General features: G+C 38.9%; 25 protein-coding genes and 1 pseudogene. 19 read left to right on the top strand and 7 right to left on the bottom strand.

The window, feature by feature from the left end; translation table 11 throughout:
* Position 1 precedes the first annotated feature (1 nt).
* The gene (gene hmpA, locus I6E85_RS19285) at positions 2–1183 is read left to right on the top strand and encodes an NO-inducible flavohemoprotein (protein WP_024591697.1); all 1182 of its coding nucleotides are present in this window, start codon (positions 2–4) and stop codon (positions 1181–1183) included.
* An 80-nt stretch (positions 1184–1263) separates the two neighbouring features.
* Here hmpA and I6E85_RS19280 read toward each other — a convergent pair whose 3' ends face one another.
* The 3 genes from I6E85_RS19280 to I6E85_RS19270 all read right to left on the bottom strand — a co-directional run bounded on the left by I6E85_RS19280 (position 1264) and on the right by I6E85_RS19270 (position 3996).
* Positions 1264–1635 carry a hypothetical protein gene (locus tag I6E85_RS19280; protein ID WP_182672554.1) on the bottom strand — a complete coding sequence of 124 codons (372 nt, stop codon included), beginning with the start codon at positions 1633–1635 and terminating at the stop codon, positions 1264–1266.
* A complete protein-coding gene (locus I6E85_RS19275) occupies positions 1635–3242 on the bottom strand; it encodes a S41 family peptidase (RefSeq protein ID WP_165724160.1) in 1608 nt (535 codons plus the stop codon). Before I6E85_RS19275 ends, I6E85_RS19280 begins: the two co-directional genes overlap by 1 nt.
* A gap of 100 nt (positions 3243–3342) precedes the next feature.
* Positions 3343–3996 (bottom strand): endonuclease, encoded by a 654-nt coding sequence (locus I6E85_RS19270; RefSeq protein ID WP_149603346.1) that lies wholly within the window; start codon positions 3994–3996, stop codon positions 3343–3345.
* A gap of 231 nt (positions 3997–4227) precedes the next feature.
* Here I6E85_RS19270 and I6E85_RS19265 point away from each other — a divergent pair, with 231 nt between their 5' ends.
* Both I6E85_RS19265 and I6E85_RS19260 read left to right on the top strand, forming a co-directional pair.
* Positions 4228–5196, top strand: a complete 969-nt coding sequence (locus I6E85_RS19265; protein WP_197237260.1) for a DnaJ C-terminal domain-containing protein — start codon at positions 4228–4230, stop codon at positions 5194–5196.
* Positions 5196–5516: a chaperone modulator CbpM gene (locus tag I6E85_RS19260; RefSeq protein WP_002959626.1), complete on the top strand. Its 321-nt coding sequence runs from the start codon at positions 5196–5198 to the stop codon at positions 5514–5516. The genes I6E85_RS19265 and I6E85_RS19260 overlap by 1 nt, the downstream gene beginning before the upstream one ends.
* Positions 5517–5578: 62 nt before the next feature.
* Here the strand turns inward: I6E85_RS19260 and I6E85_RS19255 are convergent, their stop codons facing one another.
* Positions 5579–6304, bottom strand: a complete 726-nt coding sequence (locus tag I6E85_RS19255; protein WP_193225489.1) for a hypothetical protein — start codon at positions 6302–6304, stop codon at positions 5579–5581.
* 313 nt (positions 6305–6617) lie between these two features.
* Between I6E85_RS19255 and I6E85_RS19250 the strand changes: the two genes are divergently transcribed.
* Positions 6618–6998 (top strand): hypothetical protein, encoded by a 381-nt coding sequence (locus tag I6E85_RS19250; protein WP_024595094.1) that lies wholly within the window; start codon positions 6618–6620, stop codon positions 6996–6998.
* On the opposite strand, the gene I6E85_RS19245 is transcribed toward I6E85_RS19250, so the two are convergent.
* Positions 6999–7439: a PaaI family thioesterase gene (locus I6E85_RS19245; protein WP_149603343.1), complete on the bottom strand. Its 441-nt coding sequence runs from the start codon at positions 7437–7439 to the stop codon at positions 6999–7001.
* A gap of 167 nt (positions 7440–7606) precedes the next feature.
* Between I6E85_RS19245 and lexA the strand changes: the two genes are divergently transcribed.
* From lexA to I6E85_RS19220, 5 genes are all read left to right on the top strand, one after another.
* Positions 7607–8224: a transcriptional repressor LexA gene (lexA, locus tag I6E85_RS19240; RefSeq protein WP_007584941.1), complete on the top strand. Its 618-nt coding sequence runs from the start codon at positions 7607–7609 to the stop codon at positions 8222–8224.
* A 484-nt stretch (positions 8225–8708) separates the two neighbouring features.
* Positions 8709–9851 (top strand): cytochrome c oxidase subunit II, encoded by a 1143-nt coding sequence (gene coxB / locus I6E85_RS19235; RefSeq protein WP_024591690.1) that lies wholly within the window; start codon positions 8709–8711, stop codon positions 9849–9851.
* Positions 9851–11443, top strand: coding sequence for a cytochrome c oxidase subunit I (gene ctaD, locus I6E85_RS19230; protein WP_197237259.1), 1593 nt, complete (start codon positions 9851–9853; stop codon positions 11441–11443). The genes coxB and ctaD overlap by 1 nt, the downstream gene beginning before the upstream one ends.
* Positions 11443–11973, top strand: a complete 531-nt coding sequence (locus I6E85_RS19225) for a cytochrome c oxidase assembly protein (protein WP_002959612.1) — start codon at positions 11443–11445, stop codon at positions 11971–11973. The genes ctaD and I6E85_RS19225 overlap by 1 nt, the downstream gene beginning before the upstream one ends.
* Positions 11974–12008: 35 nt before the next feature.
* Positions 12009–12884 (top strand): cytochrome c oxidase subunit 3, encoded by an 876-nt coding sequence (locus tag I6E85_RS19220; protein ID WP_024591689.1) that lies wholly within the window; start codon positions 12009–12011, stop codon positions 12882–12884.
* On the opposite strand, the gene I6E85_RS21205 is transcribed toward I6E85_RS19220, so the two are convergent.
* Positions 12787–13095, bottom strand: coding sequence for a DUF2909 family protein (locus tag I6E85_RS21205; protein WP_076916441.1), 309 nt, complete (start codon positions 13093–13095; stop codon positions 12787–12789). The genes I6E85_RS19220 and I6E85_RS21205 overlap by 98 nt on opposite strands.
* 14 nt (positions 13096–13109) lie before the next feature.
* On the opposite strand from I6E85_RS21205, the gene I6E85_RS19210 reads away from it, so the two are divergent.
* From I6E85_RS19210 to I6E85_RS19165, 10 genes and pseudogenes are all read left to right on the top strand, one after another.
* A complete protein-coding gene (locus tag I6E85_RS19210) occupies positions 13110–13850 on the top strand; it encodes an SURF1 family protein (protein ID WP_024591688.1) in 741 nt (246 codons plus the stop codon).
* The gene (locus I6E85_RS19205; RefSeq protein WP_002959602.1) at positions 13840–14334 is read left to right on the top strand and encodes a hypothetical protein; all 495 of its coding nucleotides are present in this window, start codon (positions 13840–13842) and stop codon (positions 14332–14334) included. Before I6E85_RS19210 ends, I6E85_RS19205 begins: the two co-directional genes overlap by 11 nt.
* Positions 14335–14362: 28 nt before the next feature.
* Positions 14363–15352 carry a heme A synthase gene (locus I6E85_RS19200; RefSeq protein WP_007584952.1) on the top strand — a complete coding sequence of 330 codons (990 nt, stop codon included), beginning with the start codon at positions 14363–14365 and terminating at the stop codon, positions 15350–15352.
* 12 nt (positions 15353–15364) lie between these two features.
* Entirely contained in the window at positions 15365–16294 is a 930-nt protein-coding gene (cyoE, locus tag I6E85_RS19195; RefSeq protein WP_197237262.1) for a heme o synthase, read from the top strand.
* Positions 16291–16908: an SCO family protein gene (locus I6E85_RS19190; protein ID WP_024591687.1), complete on the top strand. Its 618-nt coding sequence runs from the start codon at positions 16291–16293 to the stop codon at positions 16906–16908. The genes cyoE and I6E85_RS19190 overlap by 4 nt, the downstream gene beginning before the upstream one ends.
* A gap of 152 nt (positions 16909–17060) precedes the next feature.
* Entirely contained in the window at positions 17061–17333 is a 273-nt protein-coding gene (locus tag I6E85_RS19185) for an STAS domain-containing protein (RefSeq protein ID WP_002959595.1), read from the top strand.
* A gap of 8 nt (positions 17334–17341) precedes the next feature.
* Positions 17342–17704 carry a response regulator gene (locus I6E85_RS19180; RefSeq protein WP_007584956.1) on the top strand — a complete coding sequence of 121 codons (363 nt, stop codon included), beginning with the start codon at positions 17342–17344 and terminating at the stop codon, positions 17702–17704.
* Between the two features lie 10 nt (positions 17705–17714).
* Entirely contained in the window at positions 17715–19805 is a 2091-nt protein-coding gene (locus I6E85_RS19175) for a chemotaxis protein CheA (protein WP_197237258.1), read from the top strand.
* On the top strand, positions 19802–20287 hold the full coding sequence (locus tag I6E85_RS19170) for a chemotaxis protein CheW (protein WP_024591685.1): 486 nt from the start codon (positions 19802–19804) through the stop codon (positions 20285–20287). The genes I6E85_RS19175 and I6E85_RS19170 overlap by 4 nt, the downstream gene beginning before the upstream one ends.
* 45 nt (positions 20288–20332) lie before the next feature.
* Positions 20333–20569, top strand: a pseudogene (locus I6E85_RS19165) (PAS domain S-box protein); the annotation flags it as partial.
* A gap of 193 nt (positions 20570–20762) precedes the next feature.
* On the opposite strand, the gene I6E85_RS19160 reads toward I6E85_RS19165, so the two are convergent.
* Positions 20763–21192, bottom strand: a 430-nt coding sequence (locus I6E85_RS19160) for a transposase (protein WP_197237257.1), incomplete at its 5' end; no start/stop codon positions are given.

Here is a 21192-nt window from a genome sequence, read left to right as displayed (position 1 = left end):
TATGTTATCTGATAAAACCATTGAGATTGTAAAAAGCACAGTTCCGTTATTAGCGCAGGCGGGTACGGTTGTTACCGATCATTTTTATAAGCGTTTATTTAGCCATAATCCTGAGCTTAAAAATATTTTTAATATGGCGAATCAAGATACAGGTCGTCAGCAATTTGCACTTTTTAATGCATTGGCTGCGTATGCACAAAATATTGATAATTTAGCCGTATTAAAAGAAGCGCTAACACGTATTAATCATAAGCATACCAGCTTGAATATTTTACCTGAGCATTACCCTATTGTAGGTGCGCATTTAATTGGCACTTTAAAAGAGCTTATTCCTGAGCAATTTACTCCCGATGTTGAATACGCTTGGCGCGAAGCTTACGGCGTACTTGCTGATATTTGTATAACCGAAGAGGCTGCTTTGTATGAGCACAGTAAAAATAAACACGGTGGTTGGGCGGGAACTCGCCAATTTGAAATAACCAACAAACAGGCTGAATCAGAACTAGTAACGAGCTTTACACTTACGCCAGTTGATGGCGAAGCTGTTATTACACATAAACCAGGGCAGTATTTAGGTATTAAAGTTAAGCCAGAGGGCGCTGAATATGAAGAAATTCGCCAGTATTCTATTTCACAAAAAAGTAACGCTAAAAACTACCGTATTAGTGTTAAAAAAGAGCTACAGCCAAAGCCTGGCATGGTGTCTAATTATTTACACTCATTAGAGCAAGGCACTATTGTTGAGCTATACCCGCCGGCAGGAGACTTCTTTTTACGCAATAATACAAGTCCAGCGGTACTCATTTCAGCAGGTGTTGGGCAAACGCCAATGCTGGCTATGCTTGAAACGCTATTAAGTGACAACTCCAATCAAGAGATTATGTATTTACATGCCTGCGAAAATACTCAGCAGCATTCGTTTTCAAAATATTTAAATGAGTTAAATGCAGTTTATAACCGTTTACAAACAATGACGTGGTTTAACCAGGTGACAGAGGATGCTGACTTTACTGGGTTAATGAACCTAAACGCAGTACAAGCACAGCTACCATTGAGTAATGGCGACTTTTACTTATGTGGTCCTGCCGGTTTTATGGCATTTATAAAAAACCAGTTACTTGAGCTAGGTGTTAAAAACGAGCAGATTCATTATGAAGTGTTTGGTCCGCATCAAGACTTGTAATAATGCTTTAAAATAGAAAAAGGCGCGCAGCGATATGCTGCGCGCCTTTTTTATTAATTTATAAACGTTAATAAAGTGCCTTATAACTCTTTACAGGTAACACCTTCAAGTACTGTAGTAAGCTCTTTTTTAGGATAGTAAAGCTCACATTGGTTATTACGTAGCTGCAAAATAAACTTCTCAGATTTTATATTATGCGCGCCCATAATTACTCTGCCATCAGACCCTTTACTCATTGCATGATCAATTAGCAGTTCGCTACGTTTAGTAAATACGGAATCGGAAAGTGTTACTAATGCGCCTCCCTTAGCTTGTTGAATTGCCTGTTGTAGTGTTGCAATAACGCTGGGATTAACGCTCGTTAATATAGCGGGTTTAGCGGGCTCACTATTTACACTTTGGCATCCACCTAAAGCGAATAAGGTAGCTAATGGGAGTAATAATTTATCCATTACCTTTCCTCACTCAGTGTTGGCCAAGTTAAGTCCATATTACGCTGGGTAAATTGCTCAGGCATATTTAAAGGAATGAGAGATTCACGAGAGCTTGAAAAAGTAGCTGGCTCTGCTTTTGCAGCAGCCGTTCTAATTGGGCAACTGCCATTTTCAACATGAAACAATGCGGTGGCTAAAACGGCCTCGTCACTGTCGCCTAACTGATGATCAAAGTCGTCCTCAATTTCACAACCTTGAACATCAGCATCAAATTGTGGCGTAGGGGTTGGTGTAAAACCCGCAGCGTATTCGCCAAATCCTTTGCTATTTACCCCACTAAATTGAATAGTGTAATAGGTTGTTGCGCAGTTATGAGTTGGGGTAAAGCCATAGGGCTTACCGCAGGTTGTGTCGCCAATTAAAATAACTTCTGCGTCTATACCTTTTAAACCATTAATAAAAGCTTCTGATGCCGAACAGGTGCCTGATGTGCTTAATACATAAACCTTCGATAAGTTTAAATCAGGTAGGTTTTCACCTGTGCTAAAAAAAGTAGAGTAATCTATTTCTTCATCAATAAATGGAAAAGGCGAATCAACGGGTTGTTTATCGTTTTGTTGAGTTTGATAATAAAAGCGGTTGTTAACGTTGGCATTACCGGCAACCATATAAGCCAATTGTGCCGACAGTGCTAATAAACCACCACCGTTATATCTAAAGTCGATTACAAGCTCATCAATACCATCGGTTTTAAACTTATTTACCGCATCAATAAGCCCTTCTTGGGCAATGCTTATATGGCTATTAAATTGCATGTAACCCACGCTTGAACCATTTGCGGTTGTAATCGTTTTAACATTTTGAACCGGTGTTTGTTCAATATTGCCAGCGGTTACATTAAATGTTTTTTCGGCGCCATCATTACTGCGTACAACAATAGTATGTGAGTCGCCGTTAGTAGGACTAAATAAGCCTTCGTTAAGCGTATCTACACCCGACTGTGTATTGGTATTAATGCTAACACCGTCAACTGAAAGTACAGTATCACCACGTTGAAAGCCTATTTGGCTTGCAGGTGAATCATCTTCAAGATAAGCGACGCGTAAAATACGGTCGGCTGTATCGCCAATAAACGCCCAATTTATACCGTAACCAGAAGTAACGCCCGATTGCGCTTCTTGAAAGTAATCTTCAGTAGGTTCTGAAAAATGAAAGTTATCTTTTTTTGCCCCTGAGTCGGTAAGCTGCTCAGTTTTTAATTGGGCAAAATAATCGGCTACTGTGGCAAAGCTTTCAGGATCGTTATCGGCAATTTCATCATACCAAAGGTAGGTTTCGTCGCTCCAAGAGCGAAGCCAGAGTTTTTCGTAAAGGGCAGAACCGGCTTGATCTGGGTAAGGCTCGTTGTTATTAAAGGGATCGTTACCCGTACGCGGGGTTTCGCAAAAGTTTTTTAAATCGTTAGAGGGTTCAAATACACCCGCAGTCCATGTTGGACTGCTACTAACAGGTGTTGTAACTACAGGGGCTGAGTCGATGCCGCTACCACCGCCGCCACAACCGGTCAAAGCAAAGCCCGCAAATGCAGTGAAAATGGCAAGCGAGGTTTTATTATTTTTAAACATAGGTAAGGGCTTTTTTGTAAATAAGTTGTTTAAAATATTACAACACTCGCTCGTTTATTCAACATTTATAACTTTGATTTATGTAAATGAGTGTTAAAGCTTAGAGCTTACTCGCACTACTTGTATCTGCGAATGCTTGCTTTTGCCATGCATTAAATAACTTTTGCTGTTTATCAGAGATTTTTAAACCGTATGTTTTTTGCATGTAAGCGTAGGTGTCAGCTATACGTTTTCGTGCATAAACAGGCGGTTCAACTACACGTTGCTTAAAGTTTACTTTTACTTCGCAACGACCATATTGTGTGGCGTTTTCGCTAAGCATACCAAAACGATAATTAGAGCGATCGGCATTAATTTCGCCAATAGCTGGCGCTAAGTTATTTATATCAGCTTCCATTTTTCTAAATTTAGCACTTACTTTACGGCAGTTTTTACGCCCGCCATCTTGCCAGCATTGTAGCTGGTGACCAAATTCCCACGCCGGAACAATGTGCTCCCACTCAATGCGTAGTGCTCGCACATTTACTTTACCTGAGCGGGTAAGGGTATTTCGAGGAATGTAACCACAGTTAGACGGGTCAGGAACTAGTTTTTTGCCTTCTTTTTTAATATCACAGCCGCAGTAAATGCTTTTGGCGTTGTCAGGTAGGGTTTTAATTAAATGTCTTTTAGCCGTTGAAAAACGGGTAAATTGTTCGGCTGATACCGAAACGCACACACAACAAGCCAATAAGGCCAGAATAAATCGAGTCATATCCATCACAAATGTGAACTACAGGAATAGGCAGTTTAAAGCCCTGAAGATAAAAGATAAAGTTAACTTAAGGCCTACGCTTATATTAATAAAAAGTGCCTGATTAATTTTTTACTCAAAGTTATTTTCACTATTCATTTATTTCTCACTATTTATCGTATTTTAACCACACAAGGTTACCCGTTAAGGAGTATGCTTAAAGCTTACTCAATATGAGGATTTGGATTGCAAATGAAATTTGTTGATTATTATGCAGTGCTTGGAATATCGCCTGATGCAGATGATAAAGCGGTTAAAGTAGCTTATAAAAAGTTAGCCAGAAAATATCACCCAGATGTAAGCAAAGAGCCTCAAGCAGAAGATAAGTTTAAAGAAATAGCAGAAGCTTACGAAGTCATCCATAACAAAGAAGAACGCACTAAATACGACGAGTTACGTCGTCATCAACAAAATCGTGCTCGTCAACAGCAAGGCCATTATGGTGGTAACAATGCCTCTTCGCAAAGTAATTATCAGCAAAGCGATCCTCAAACCGACCAAGAGTTTTCTGACTTTATTAATTCAATGTTTGGCGGAGCTGGTGGATTCGATCGTTCCGGGCAGAGCAGAAGTAACGCCGCTCGCGCGCAAAAAGGACAAGATGTGGAAATAGAGTTCCCAATTTTTCTTGAAGAGACTTTAGTTGATACCGTGAAGCCTGTTGAGTTTATGTTACCGCAGCGAGACAGCAGTGGCCGTGTCACTGAAATTAAAAAATCACTTAAAGTGAAAATTCCTGCAGGCTCAGTAAATGGCGAGCGAATTCGACTAAAAGGGCAAGGCGGATTAGGGTCAGCGAATGGGCAAAATGGCGACTTGTATTTACAAATTAGTTTAGTGCCTCACCCATTATTTGATGTTGAGGGTCATAACCTAAATATAGTTGTCCCTCTTGCACCATGGGAAGCGGCTCTTGGTACAAAGCTAAATTTACCTACGTTGGCAGGCAAAATCCAATTAACTATTCCATCTAATAGTCAGTCTGGTCAACGCTTGCGTATTAAAGGTAAGGGATTAATGAGTAAAAAAGCTAAAGGTGACTTATTTGCTGTGCTTAAAATTGTTAATCCAACATCTGTTGATGATACCAGTAAAAAACTGTGGGAAGAATTAGCCGAAAAAGCTCACTTTAATCCCCGTAATAACTGGAGCAAGCCATAATGCAAATTATCGTGACACAAAAGGACGATTTACTTACTAGCAAAGAGCTATGTTTGAGTAGTGATATTAGCGAAGCAATTTTATATGAGCTAGTTGAGCATAATATTGCGGTTCCAATTGAGGGGGAGCATGTTACACAGTGGCAATTTACGGTATCTGCAGTGACCTTAGTTAAAAAAGCGGCCCGTATTCAACATGACTTTTCGTTAGATTGGTCGGCAATAGCTTTAGTTTTACAATTACTGGATGAGCGTGATGAGTTGATTTTCGAAAACGAAATGTTAAAGCGACATTTGAGTCGATTTAAGCACTTGGAATAAAATAAGCACTAGGCTTATTTACTCTTTGATAAGTGGGCGCTAGCTCTCAAAAACCAATATGACTACTTTGATTTATTCTTATTTTTAATTCGGATAAATCGTTTTAGTCGTATATTTTGTATAAGTAGTAATATTCCACTTAAACAAAAAAGTACACTGGTTGCTGAAAAGCTAATAAGCAGTGGATTATTAAAATTCTCTCGCTCATCGTAATCCATAATATGTAACATCCAAAAAAAGTCGAATATTCGCCATAGCGTGCTGCGAACGGTGACAACTTTGCCGTTATTTTCTGACAAGTACAGTGTTGTGTTAAAAGTGTCGTCAAATTGGACCTGCCAAACATTGGTTTTATATCCGACTTCCCGCGTACCTTGCTTTAGTAGTACAACGCTTGTTACTTGAGCGTCAATAAGTAAGTGTGCTTTAGCATTTGCGGTAATTTGTATTTTAGTTGGCGGTTCAAATGGTCGGCCTGTTATGCCATTGAAGCTTTGCTGCTCGTTATTACTAAAGACAGTAATAAGTGGTGTAGTTAAGAAGTTCTCAAAAATTATTTGTGTTGGATTAGCCACCTGAGAGGCAATATCGTCAAGGGAGGCAACATAATCAGCCTGCGTAAATGGGTTATTAAGAGTACGTGTTGCAAGATGCTCCCCATGAACTTTATCAAGAGGGATTGCACTCATAATTAAACCACCTAGTAACCATGCTAAAATTTGTAGTGCTAATAAATATCCTAACCATTTATGTAACTTGCGAGCATGTTTAAATATTTTTTTATTCATGTTTTAGGCTTATTATTTTTAGAAGCTAGTTTATTACATTAATGGGATAAGTTGCTGCGACATTTTGTCGCAGTTTAAACTATAGCTTACTGTAATCATTTAAAAATAAAAAAGATTACACTTAAATTCCTAACATGACTTATCTGTTTAATTGAGCTGAATGTTTGATATCCAGCTAGCTTTAAATGCTAAAAAATACTTAAAAGCTGCGAAATATCCATATAAAGTGGTTAATAGAGCATAGTTGATTTGGTATAACGGTAAAACTGCGTTAAAGTTTGCAATGAAATTATTAGAGGATAAATACGAAACGATGTCGGAAATTCAATTTTTAAATGTAGATCTTGAGCTTGAATCAAAGCAAGATATTAGTTTGCTAGTGGCGGACTTGAAAAAAGTCGCGACGATTTTACATTATGACAAAGACGAATACCGTCAACTAGCGCGTATTGAAGCTACAGGTGAGGTGAGCACACCTGATAAAGCCATAAACCATATATGTGAGCTTATTGAATCGTGTTCGCGTAACGCGCTAAAGCAATGGTTAAGCTGTTCACGTAGAACGTTTGATATTGGTTTTGAATCAGGGACTTCTCCTAAGTGCTTTAATCAAGCCTTAGATGCAGATACATTATTGCGTATATCTGCGATTGGTGCGGGTATGGAAATTACCATTTACCCAATCGAAAAGTAACTATCTTCGCTCTACGACTGCTGCGGTCATTTTTGATACGCAGCACAGCTCATTGCGGCTATTTGTAATTTTTATTTCCCATACTGAACTACGTTTACCAATATGAAACGCTCTTGCCGTTGCTGTTAAAGTGCCGTTGCGAGATGCTTTTAAATGACTTGCGCTAATCTCCTGCCCTACACAGTAAAATTTAGTAAAATCGACAACAAAGTTAGCGGCATAGCTGGCAACTGTTTCGGCAAGTACAACGTTAGCACCGCCGTGAACCATCCCCATTGGGTTATGATGCTCAGGAATTGCCGGCATTGTGGCAACCAGATAATCATCGCCAATTTCTGTGACTTCTATCCCCATAGTTTTCATTAATGTTCCTTGGCCATTAATGCCTTGTTCTAACTGCTTGCACAGCTCTAAGGTGATGGGCTGGTACCAAATACTCATAATGTCTCCTTTGCATTTTTAATCATTTATAAACTTAGCTTTAGTTATATCCCTAAAATGTACACAAGTGAAATTACTTTAGCTATTTTAAGGCTTAATTTAAATTTGCGATTTTTATTTAACTGTATATACTCACAGTTAAATGTACTGTATGGAAAACCAGTTGTATGCGACCATTAACGAACCGCCAAGCTCAAATACTCGAACTAATTAAAGTTTTTATTAAAGACACTGGTATGCCTCCTACACGTGCTGAAATAGCGCAAACATTAGGTTTTAAAAGTGCCAATGCTGCTGAAGAACATTTAAAAGCACTTGCTAAAAAAGGCGCAATTAAAATGAAACCAGGTGCAAGCCGTGGTATTCAGTTAATTGAAGAAGAAGAGCCAGAACAATTAGGTTTACCGCTTATAGGGCGTGTTGCTGCTGGTTCACCTATTTTGGCGCAAGAGCACGTTGAAAGTCACTGCAAAATCGATCCATTAATGTTTAAACCGGCTGCAGATTTTTTACTACGCGTTAACGGTATGAGCATGAAAGATATTGGTATTATGGATGGTGATTTACTTGCTGTACATCGTACTCAAACCGCTGAAAACGGGCAAGTTGTTGTTGCCCGCCTAGACGAAGACGTAACTGTAAAACGTCTTGAGAAAGCGGGTCGTAAAGTATTACTTCATGCTGAAAACGACGATTTTGAATCTATTGAAGTAGATCTTGAGAATGAGTCTTTTAATATTGAAGGCTTAGCCGTTGGCGTTATAAGAAACGCTGATTGGATGTGACTTTAAAAATAGCTTTTAAACAAGCAGTTTTATAAATGCGTACTAATTAGTACGCATTTTTGTTTTAAAATTTGTACTAAAAAATAGGGCGTAAACAGCCCACTGACTATTTAAGCTGTAAACTTTTTTGCACTTATATTTTCCTCCTCCGAATGCGTTAAACCCCTTTGTTTTGCTCATATCTTGAACTTCCTGTTGCCCAGTTGATTACCGATTTTTTATTAATTATTCAATATCACCTGATTGTTTTTTATACTAAAACTTGCTTGTTGTTCGTTTTTTAGCTAATTGTTAATGTGCTGAGCTAATAATAACTCACAGCTTTTTAGTTTTGAGAACACACAATATACACAAACTCGTTGTTGGCGCAGCAAAACCAATCAATATTAAATAAGATTGGCTAAAAAAATAAAAATAACGAATTGGCGTTTAAGCCGTATGCCTCTTCGCTTTGCATTCGCAATAGCATCAAAGGAGCCGTCACATGGGTAAACTGACCTCTACCTTGTGGCTTATATTATGTGTTTTTTCGCACCCAGTTTTGGCTAACAGCCAATACAATATGCGCAAAGGCGTAACCGATATAAGCAATAATGTATATCAGCTGCACATGACCATATTTATAATATGTTGTGTGATTGGGGTGATAGTGTTCGCAATTATGTTTTGGGCACTTATTCATCACCGCAAATCTAAAGGGGCTGTACCTGCCCAATTTCACGAAAGCACTAAAGTAGAAATACTTTGGACTGCAATCCCGTTTGTTATTTTAATTGCTATGGCAGTACCAGCCACTAAAACCCTAATTGCAATGGAAGATGCCAGCAAAGCTGATCTCACTATTAAAATTACAGGCTCGCAATGGAAATGGCATTATGAATATATGGGTGAAGATGTAGAGTTCTACTCTATTTTATCTACCCCGCAAGATGAAATCGCGAACCTTGCAGATAAAAATCCTAACTACTTACTTGAGGTTGATAAGCCTCTTGTACTGCCAATAAATCAAAAAGTACGATTTTTAATGACTTCTGACGATGTTATTCACTCTTGGTGGGTACCTGATTTTGCAGTTAAAAAAGATGCGAATCCCGGCTTTATAAACGAAACATGGACGAACATAAACGAAGAAGGTACTTACCGAGGCCAATGTGCTGAGTTGTGTGGTAAAGATCATGGCTTTATGCCTGTTGTGGTGGTCGCTAAATCTGAGGCTGATTTTAAAACGTGGCTTGCAGATGCAAAGCAAGCTAAACAAAAAGCAGCATTAGCAGATGCCGCATTACTTGATAAAACCCTCCCAAAAGAAGAATTAATGACTTTAGGCGAACAAGTATATATGGCCAATTGTGCTGCATGTCATCAGCCTACTGGCATGGGGTTACCGGGTGTATTTCCTGCACTTAAAGGCAGCCCTATAGTGCTTGGCGATATAAAAGATCACATTGATGTAGTTATCCATGGGCGACCCGGTACGGCAATGCAAGCATTTGCCAAACAGTTATCTATAAAGCAATTAGCAGCGGTTATTACTTATAAACGTAATGTGTGGGGTAATGATACGGGTGATGTTATTCAACCGAGTCAAATACAGGCAGCACTTGATGCCAAAGTGGAGGCGAACTAATGAGTAGCATAGTAGAACAACCTAACGCCAATGAAGCTCATCATGCTCATCACCCAGCTAAAGGTTTTAAACGCTGGCTTTACACAACTAATCATAAAGATATAGGTAGTTTATATTTAATTTTTTCGCTGACCATGTTCTTAATTGGTGGTGGAATGGCCATGGTGATCAGAGCTGAATTATTTCAACCAGGTTTACAGTTGGTCGATCCTCACTTTTTTAATCAAATGACCACCGTGCATGGTTTAATTATGGTGTTTGGTGCGGTTATGCCGGCCTTTACAGGCCTTGCTAACTGGATGATACCACTCATGATTGGCGCGCCAGATATGGCATTGCCAAGAATGAATAACTGGAGCTTTTGGATTTTACCGTTTGCGTTTTTAATCCTATTGGCATCATTATTTATGCCTGGTGGGGGTCCTGCATTTGGTTGGACTTTTTATGCACCACTGTCTACAACATACAGTAATGATAATACTGCATTGTTTGTATTTGCCGTACATATTATGGGGATTAGCTCAATAATGGGCGCAATCAATGTGATTGTAACCATAGTGAACTTACGTGCCCCTGGCATGACATGGATGAAGTTGCCCTTATTTGTATGGACGTGGTTAATTACTGCCTTTTTATTAATAGCGGTAATGCCAGTGCTTGCAGGCGCTGTCACTATGGTACTTACCGATAAGTATTTTGCGACCAGCTTTTTTGATGCCGCAGGCGGTGGCGACCCGGTGATGTTCCAACACATTTTTTGGTTTTTTGGTCATCCCGAAGTATACATAATGATTCTTCCTGCCTTTGGCATTATATCTACAATAGTACCTACCTTTTCTCGTAAAAAACTTTTTGGCTATGCCTCAATGGTATACGCCACATCCTCCATAGCACTATTGAGCTTTATTGTATGGGCTCATCATATGTTTACCACTGGGATGCCGGTCGCTGGCGAGTTGTTTTTTATGTACGCGACCATGCTTATATCGGTACCTACAGGAGTAAAAGTATTTAATTGGGTTGCCACAATGTGGAAAGGCTCAATAACTTTTGAAGTGCCAATGCTTTTTAGTATTGCGTTTATTGTGCTGTTTACCTTAGGTGGCTTTTCGGGGTTGATGCTGGCAATTACACCTGCTGACTTTCAGTACCACGATACTTATTTTGTAGTGGCGCATTTTCATTATGTATTAGTAACAGGGGCTGTATTTTCGATAATGGCGGGGGCCTATTACTGGCTGCCCAAGTGGACGGGCAATATGTTTAATATCACGCTAGCTAAATGGCATTTTTGGCTATCGCTGGTGAGTGTGAACGTACTGTTTTTTCCTATGCATTTTGTAGGGCTTGCCGGTATGCCGCGTCGAATTCCCGATTATGCACTTCAATTTGCCGACTTTAACGCAATCATAAGTATTGGTGGATTTGCCTTTGGTTTATCGCAATTGTTGTTTGTAGCTGTGGTAATTAAATGCGCGCGTGGCGTTGATAAAGTGCCTGCAAAAGTATGGGAAGGGGCAGAAGGGCTTGAGTGGGAAGTTGACTCTCCAGCGCCATATCATACTTTTTCTACGCCGCCGGTAATTAAGTAATGACACACGCACCGCTACTCAAACGTTTGGTACTTATTTGCATAGGCATGTTTGCCTTTGCCTTTGCTTTAGTACCTTTGTATGACGTGTTTTGTGATGTAACAGGGCTTAATGGAAAACCTTCGCTTGAGCAAGCAGAGCAAAGTACACAAATAGTACAAAATCGAGAAGTCGGCGTTAGCTTTACTACTCACGCACAAAGTGGTGCACCGTTTGAAGTTAAATCAAAAGAATACAGTGTAGTGGTAAAACCCGGTGCAATGCGTGAAGTAATGTTTAGTGCTAAAAATAACAGCAATCTAGATAAAGTAATGCAGGCTGTACCATCAGTCTCGCCAGGTAAAGCGGCAAAGTATTTACACAAAATAGCCTGTTTTTGCTTTGATCAGCAACCTCTAAAAGCAGGGGAAGAACTTGAATTTAAATTACTTTTTTATGTTGATACCGCACTGCCAAGCGATATTGAAGAATTAACTTTATCTTATACCGTATTTGATATTAGTGAACAGCTGGTGGCAAGTAACAACTAGCTTTTTAAACTAGTGTGAAACTAGGAGTAAATAAAATGAATCAAGAATATGAGCATTATTACGTACCTGAGCAAAGCCCATGGCCTATTGTAGGTGCTGTTGCATTGTTTTTTATTGCAGTAGGGGCAGGCTTGACTGTTATGAGTGTAGGTAATGAAGGTGGTAGCGGGGTTTATCTGCTTTATGCCGGTATTGCTGTACTTGTGTATATGTTGTTTAGCTGGTTTAAAAATGTAATTAGTGAATCGGACCAAGGTTTGTACTCAGCACAAATGGATCGCTCTTTTAGACAAGGTATGAGCTGGTTTATTTTTTCTGAAGTTATGTTTTTTATGGCCTTTTTTGGTGCGCTTTTTTATGCACGCGTATTGTCGGTACCTTGGCTTGGAGGCGCAGGCAATAATGCAATGACTAACGAGGTTTTATGGCCAACTTTCGAAGCTGTTTGGCCGCTAGTTTCAACACCTGCTGGCGAAACTACTCAAGCTATGGGCTGGCAAGGCTTACCGCTTATAAATACCTTAATACTGCTTACTTCCTCAGTTACTTTACATTTTGCCCACGTAGCGATGGAAAACAATAAACGCACTCCACTTAAAGTTTTTTTAGGCGCTACTATTTTATTGGGCGTTTGCTTTTTAGGGCTGCAAGTTGAGGAGTACATGCATGCATATAATGACCTTAACCTAACGCTAGATGCGGGCATTTACGGTAATACGTTCTTTTTATTGACTGGTTTTCATGGCATGCATGTAACGTTAGGAACCGTACTTTTATTTGTAATATTTTTACGGATATTAAAAGGGCACTTTACTAAAGATAAGCATTTTGCTTTTCAAGCAGCTGCTTGGTATTGGCACTTTGTTGATGTGGTGTGGCTGTGTTTGTTTGTATTTGTATATGTGCTGTAGCGTTTATTGGCGAATTATTTGCTTTAATAAAACCAAGTTTAAGCGCTGCAATAACAACAACTAAAACAACGACCGAAAACAATACGCGACGACCTAAAAAGTGAGACATAGGTCGTCCCCCAGTTTTCCCTGACACCATAATAAACAATGCTCTAAATAAGTTAAAAAGTATAAATATTAACAACAGTACGATAATAATTTTAATAATCACTGAGTTGACCCTTTATGCAGTTAGTTTTATGGCACAAACAAAAGCTTAGTTCACTAATCACACTTTGTATGGTTGTGGTTGTTGTACTTGTGTGTGTGCGATTAGGGTTTTGGCAGTTGGAGCGAGGTGAGCAAAAGCAGCAACAACTAACCGCTATTGCTAAGCAACAGAATCGGGGTGTGATGAGCTGGTCTCAATTACTTAACCTGCCTGATAGCTGGAACAAAACTGGTGTATTGGTTGAGTTAAAAGGGCGGTTTGTACAAAACCAATATTGGCTTTTAGATAATCAAGTTTATAACGGACAAGTAGGGTACGACCTACTTGCTTTACTAAAGCCAGACAGCGAAGAAAAAGTGATTTTAGTTAATTTAGGATGGGTAAAAGCGCCTATATCTAGAGATACACTGCCAAAGGTTACTCTGCCTACAGGTGTTTTTATTCTTAAAGCGCAAATAAAAGAAAATAACTTAAGTAGCTTTACGCTTGAAGATAAAACTACAAATAACGACTTACCTACAAGAATCCAATCTATCGACTTGAATATGCTGAGCACTCAAAGCCAGCAATCATTAATTAATTTTATGGCTTACAGACAAGGTACTGGTGATGAGATTGCAACACCTCATTATGAGGCAGTTGTTATGAGCCCTCAAAAGCATAATGCCTACGCTGTGCAATGGTTTTTAATTGCTGTTGCATGTGCTGTTGTGGCTATTTTTGCGAGTAAAAAAAGGACACATAATGAAAAATAATCCCCTTTTGTTGTTTGTGGGTTGCTGCGCAATCCCATTAGTTTTGGCATATGGCGCATTAAAGTTTGATTGGTTGCCTACTGCAATTACTAATAATGGCGAGTTTTTAAGCCAAGAAATAAAACTTAAAAATTGGCCGCAAAATAATCCCAAGCAATGGACTATCGCACTTAATTATTCAAACGAATGTAACACCCCATGCAGCGAACAGCTCAATGCACTTAATAATTTATATGTGGCACTTGGTAAAAACCAAGGCAAGGTTGATATGGCTGTAATGGGAAGTCCCGACAATAAAAACCTACCATGGAAAATTATTACCGAGCAACAGAGTTTAAATCCTGCAAGTTTGTATTTAATTGATCATATGGGGTTAGTGGTACTTGAATACCCCTTTAAGGTCGAGCCACAAGAAAACCGTTTAGTACAAAAAGGATTATTAAAAGATCTAAAAAAATTACTTAACTATTCTCGTTCTAGCTAACTAAGTTGAGCTTAAGTTGGAGTATCTGATGTATAAAAATTATAAAAACTTAGTATTAATAACAGGATTACTCGCTTTGATTGTAGTTGCTTTAGGTGCGTACACCCGCTTAAGTGATGCAGGTTTAGGGTGCCCCGATTGGCCTGGTTGTTATGGCTTTTTAACGGTACCTAAGCATGAGGCTGACATAGCCTTAGCAACTCAAAGCTACCCCGATATGATGTTCGAAACCGCAAAAGCGTGGAAAGAAATGATTCATCGCTACTTTGCAGGTGCTTTAGGCTTACTTATTTTAGGTTTATTTGTGTTGGCTTTTTTAAAACGCCAATATCCAACTACGCCAGTTAAATTGCCTTTGGCTTTACTTCTACTAGTGGTGTTTCAGGCTGCCCTTGGTATGTGGACAGTAACCATGAACCTTCAGCCGCTTATTGTAATGGGCCACTTATTAGGTGGCTTTAGTATTTTGTCACTTATAACGCTTTTATATTTACGGCTAACCGCAAAACCTATTATGGGTGGCGATAGCGGCGCAAAACGCTATTTCGGTTTAAGTTTAGTAGCGCTCAGTGTATTAATTATCCAAATTGCACTTGGTGGTTGGCTGGCTGCAAATTACGCCGCTCCACATTGTAGTGGTTTGCCATTGTGTAATTACGCACAACCGTTTTCATTGAGTAGCGTATTTCAATTACCACTTGAGCACAGTAATTATGAGTTTGGTGTGTTATCGCAGCAAGCGCGTATGTCTATTCATTTATTACATCGCATTTGGGCACTCGTTACTTGCATTGTTCTGGCGTTAATTATGTGGAAAATATACAGCCAAGCGTACTCTAAAAAAATTAAAAATTGCGTTGTGAGTGTATTACTTGTTCTGCTTTGCCAAATTAGCTTAGGGCTTATTTTAGTACATTGGCATATTCCGTTGGGAGTTGCACTGGCGCATAACTTGATGGCAGCCATACTGTTATTAAGCATGGTTAGGTTGTGTTATTACCTAAAATCACGCACATAAAGGGGAAATATGATGGCACTTATAATTGATAAAAAAATACTGCTACCCGTTAATACTCAATCGCTAATTTCGCGTACTCATAGTTTGCTGCAAGACTACTTAGCAATTAGTAAATTTAAAGTGGTAGCCATGCTGGTGCTAACAGCTTGGGTTGGTTTAGCGCTGGCTCCCGATTTAGGGCGCGGTATGGTCGTACAGTTTATTAGCTTGTTAGGTATAGGGCTACTTTCTGCTGCTGCAGCGGTTATTAATCATGTGGTTGATAGCGAGATAGACTCAAAAATGGCGCGGACTCGTCATCGCCCTGTGGCTAAAGGGCGTTTAAGTAAAACACATGCGCTTAGTTTTGCAGCTGTTATTGGGGTTGCTGGTTTTATTATGCTGATGGTGTGGGCCAATACCTTAACCGCTATATTAACGTTATTTGCATTGGTAGGTTATGCATTTGTTTATACATCATTTTTAAAGCGTGCAACGCCGCAAAATATTGTTATAGGTGGGTTGGCTGGCGCAATGCCTCCATTATTAGGTTGGGTGTCAGAAACAAACCAAATGGCAGCAGCCCCTTGGTTACTCGTAATGATAATATTTACCTGGACCCCACCACACTTTTGGGCGCTGGCTATAGCGCGAAAAAGTGATTATGAACGCGCTAAAATCCCTATGTTACCAGTAACCCATGGTATCGATTTTTGTAAAACGTGCGTCGTTGCTTACTCTGTTTTACTCGCTGTTGTTTGCGTATTACCTTATTTAATCGGTATGTCTGGATTAATCTATTTGATAGGTGCATGTGTATTAAATGCCGTGTTTATATATAAGGCGGTCAATTTAAAAATTGCTGGAAATGATGAGACTGCAATGGACTTATTTCGTTTTTCGATTATTCATTTAATGGTACTCTTTGTAATCTTATTTATAGATAAATGGCTCCCTTTATGAAGCAGTTATGGCTTGGATTAATCGTTGTTTTAGTTTTGTTTTTATCGGCATGTTCAAACGAAAATAGTCCGCCAGATGTCGATGCATTAGTTTACGAAAATGCAAAGCCACTGTCTGATTTTACGCTAAACGATCAGCGCGGTGAATTAGTGACTAAGCAACAATTTGTAGGACAGTGGAATTTAGTATTTTTAGGCTACACAAGCTGCCCAGATATTTGTCCATTAACACTTGCTAAGTTAAATGCTGTTTATAAAAACTTACAAGCAGATTATCCGCTACAAGTTTGGTTTTTATCGGTTGATCCAAAACGCGATACACCAGCTAAACGAAAGCAATATATAGATTACTTTAACCCTGATTTTTTAGCTGTATCAGGGGAACATAAACACCTTTTTCCTGTTGTTCGAGAGCTTGGTTTAATTTACGCCATTAGCGATAGTAGTGAATCAGAATATGCTGTTGATCATAGTGCCTCGGTCGCTATGGTTGATCAAAATGGAGCCGTTAGAGCTATTTTTAAACCAGAATTTAAACAAGGTAGTGTGCCATTAATTAATGCGACGACTTTAACTGAAGAGTTTAAAAAAATAGCTGATTACTATAAAAACTAGTTTTTTACTTTTTACCAATTTTAAAGGAGCTTTAGGCTCCTTTTTTTGTATTTTAACGACAGGTTAAATTTAATTAAGCATTTTATGGCAATTTTAATAACTAGGGCTAAGCTTTTGTTATGAATTGAATTGACAGGGAATGCACTTACTAAATGCTAAAACTTCCGAGCGAACTTGCTATTACGCAAGTTGAAACACTACATCAAGACTTACTACACGAACTCAATAGCAACGATGATATCTGTCTTGATATTAACGATGTGATTTCTGCTGATACTGCCTCAATTCAACTTTTATGCGCCTTACAAAAACACCTACTTACTATACAGCACAAAATAATATGGGTAGGCAGTAGCGAGGCCTTAACGCATACAATTAATAAACTTGGCTTAAGCCAATACTTAACAACCGAAAGTAAAAGTTAGGGGTATATATGAAAAGAATTTTAGCGGTTGATGATTCAGCATCGATGCGTCAAATGGTGAGCTTTACATTAAAAACTGCCGGGTTTGATGTAACCGAAGCTAAGGATGGCAGTGAAGCTCTCGCTATTGCCAAGCAACAAGACTTTGATGCCGTGATCTCAGATGTAAACATGCCAATAATGGATGGAATTACATTAATACGAGAGCTGCGTACTTTACCTAGTTATAAATTTACACCACTACTGATGCTTACTACAGAGTCGGGCTTAGAAAAAAAGATAGAGGGTAAAGCTGCTGGTGCAACAGGTTGGATTGTAAAACCATTTAATCCCGATCAGCTACTAGCGGTAATTAAAAAAGTTATTCGCTAAGGAGCGCAGTGTGAGTATAGATTTAAGTCAATTTTTTGAAGTTTTCTTTGAAGAGAGTTTTGAAGGCCTAGATACCATGGAGGCTGAGTTATTAAACTTAGTGCCAGGTGAGGAAGATTTAGAAACTATCAACACTATTTTTAGAGCTGCTCACTCAATAAAAGGAGGCAGTGGCACTTTTGGTTTTAGCTCTGTTGCTGACTTTACTCATGTACTTGAAACACTACTGGATCAAATTCGCCAAGGTGAACGAGAGCTTAGTACCGAGCATGTCAATTTATTACTCAAAGCTGTGGATTGCTTGCGCGCTTTACTTGCTGCACTTCAAGGTGAGCAAGAGCCAGATTTAACCGAGGCAGATTCGTTAAAAGTACAATTTGAACATGTACTTGGAATGAAAAACGAAACACAAGGAAATAAACCTCAAAGCAGTGAAGAGCAAACAAGTAGTAACACCTATCAAATAGACTTTAAACCCCATCATCATTTATTTAAAACAGGAAACGAGCCACTGTACATGATCAGTGAGCTTGAAGAGCTAGGTGAGTTAGAAACCACAGTATTTTACGATGAAGTTCCAGAAATTACAGATTTGAGCAGTGATGAATGCTTTTTACATTGGCGCTTTTTTTTAGATACTAGCCATGATGAAAAAGCCATAAAAGAAGTATTTGAATGGGTAGAAGACGATGCCGACATAAAAATTGAATTATGCGGAGGCTTATTTGGCAATGATGAGCAAATACAACCTAATCAAGGTGAGATATCTAAAGCCGTTGAGCTTGAAACATCCGATTTAATAAAAGTAGCTGAGCTACCTAGTAAGCCAAAGCAACCCGCTGCTAATAAAGATAAAAAACCTGCAAGTACACCAGAGTCTACCTCCATTCGAGTTGGTATTGATAAAGTTGATTCGTTAATAAATATGGTTGGGGAACTTGTTATTACACAAGCTATGCTAAATCAACTCAGCGAACAAGAAATCACACCAGCCACAATTACTTTACTACAAGAAGGTCTAGCGCAACTTGCCCATAATACGCGTGATTTACAAGAAAATGTGATGCGCATTCGTATGCTCCCAATTAACTTTGTATTTAGTCGTTTTCCTCGATTAGTGCGAGATATAGCGCAAAAACTAAATAAGCAGGTTGAGCTAAAGTTGATTGGAGAGCAAACCGAGCTTGATAAAACAGTAATGGAAAAAATATCCGATCCTATGGTGCATTTAGTGAGGAACTCACTTGATCATGGATTAGAGACTGTTGAGCAAAGACTGGCGGCAGGTAAAGATCCCGTTGGCACAGTAACCTTAAATGCATTTCATCAGGGTGGAAACATTGTTATTGAAATAATGGATGATGGGCAGGGGTTAAATACAAAAAAAATAAAAGAAAAAGCCATCGCTAACGAATTAATCTCAGCTGATAACCATCTCAGTGACGATGAAATAAATGAGCTTATTTTTATGCCCGGCTTTTCGACAGTAGATGAGGTAAGTGACTTATCTGGTCGTGGAGTTGGGATGGATGTAGTTAAGCGAAATATTCAATCATTAAATGGCTCAGTAGAGGTAACCTCAGCGGCCGGTGTTGGTTCTACGTTTACTATTAGATTACCACTTACTCTCGCTATTTTAGATGGGCAATTAGTTAAGGTGGCTCAGCATACTTATATTATCCCGCTCATTTCTATTGTGGAATCTCTGCAAATTGATATTGCTAAAGTGAGTCGAGTGGGTAAAAGCCTTGATGTATTGAGGCTTCGGGACGAATACATTCCTATTTTAAGGCTCTACGATATTTTTAATCATAAAAATGCCATTGAATCACTCGATAAAACGCTGCTTGTTGTTGTAGAAACAGATAACCAAAAGGTGGGTTTATTAGTTGATGATTTACTGTCTCAACAACAGGTTGTTATTAAAAGTTTAGAGGCTAACTATCATAAAGTTGATGGTGTATCGGGAGCCACTATTTTAGGCGATGGGCGTGTATCGCTGATTGTGGACATTAGCGGCTTAATAAAGCTCTCAGGTTTAAAAAAACCAGGTAGCCAAGAATTAACGATTGAAACGCAAGCCACTTTGGAGGCGTTATGAGCTCAGAGCAAAGCCAGTTAAGTAATCAATTAAATCTTCAGCAACAGCAAGGTGTAAAACAGTTTTTAACTTTTATTATGGCTGATGAAGAATACGGCGTTGATATTTTAACAGTACAAGAAATTCGCAGTTGGGAAGAAATTACAGTACTGCCCAATGCGCCTAAATTTGTAAAAGGCGTTATTAATTTACGTGGAACAATAGTGCCAATTATTGATTTACGGTTGCGCTTTGGATTACCAAGTGTCGACTATGGGCCATTAACGGTGGTTATCGTTGTCAAAATAGAATTTGAACTAGGTAGTAAAATTATAGGTGTTGCTGTTGATGCCGTTTCTGATGTTTACAGTATTGCGGAGCAAGATGCGAAAGCGGTTCCTAGTTTATCTGAATCGAATAATTGTGAATATGTAGCTGGGTTGGTGAATGTTGGTGAAAAAATGGTAGCGCTAATTGACCTGCAAAAAACAATGAATATTTAGCAAACAGAAACTAAATGAATAATAAACTTAAAGGTGGTGATGAGCATGGGATGGTTTAGTAATCCAAAGCAGTCAAAATCAAGTAATGATTTAATTGTAGACGCATTGAATAAATCATTAGCGGTGATTGAGTTTGAACCTAACGGAAAAATAATTACTGCAAATATGAATTTTCTAAACGCGATGGGCTATCGCCTTGAAGAGGTTCAAGGCCAGCATCACTCTATGTTTGTTGACCCAGATGAAGCTCAGGGCAACGATTATAAGAACTTTTGGCAACGAGCCTGTAGATTAACTCGTTTTTAAATTTGTTTTTATTGATAAACAAACCATAGCTGAGTTCCTATTTTGGTTCAATTGATTACTGTATTTTTACGCAGAATATAGAAGTGTTTGATATTGTTTTAATTGGCGTTTTGGAAGGGATTACGGGTGTTTGAGTGGCTTTTATTTAGAGTAAGAGGGCTTACCCTTCTTAATGCATCGTGTTCTGCAGCTTTTCTATATTATGAACAAGGCAATACAGTTGCCATTGCGCATTCACTTTTGTTTGACCCCGTAAGGTCAATTTATTCATGCCTTTATTCACTGTAATGTTCCCGAACACTGGCTCAATACAACCAAGTCGTTTGCTATATTGTCGTCGACCTATGGGGCTGTCTATTTTTACTTTCATTTTGTCTACATAGCTCAGCTTTTTGCGTGATTTATTATTTATAAACTGTACTTGTCGCCCCGTTTTAATGGGTGGCTTTCGCATACATTGCTGTTGTAGTGGACATACTTTGCAATCTTTTAAGTAACCGCAGAATCGTGTGTATTGTTGGTTATGGCTGTTTACATTGACCCCGCTTCGCCACATGGCATTGCCTGCAGGGCAGCGGCATGTTTGCGTTGCCTCATCA

Origin of the sequence: Pseudoalteromonas sp. NZS71, from assembly GCF_015864715.1 — a bacterium.
Taxonomy (GTDB): Bacteria; Pseudomonadota; Gammaproteobacteria; order Enterobacterales; family Alteromonadaceae; genus Pseudoalteromonas; species Pseudoalteromonas arctica.
Note: the sequence above shows the minus strand (reverse complement) of the source record. Positions and strands in the feature narration are given on the sequence as shown.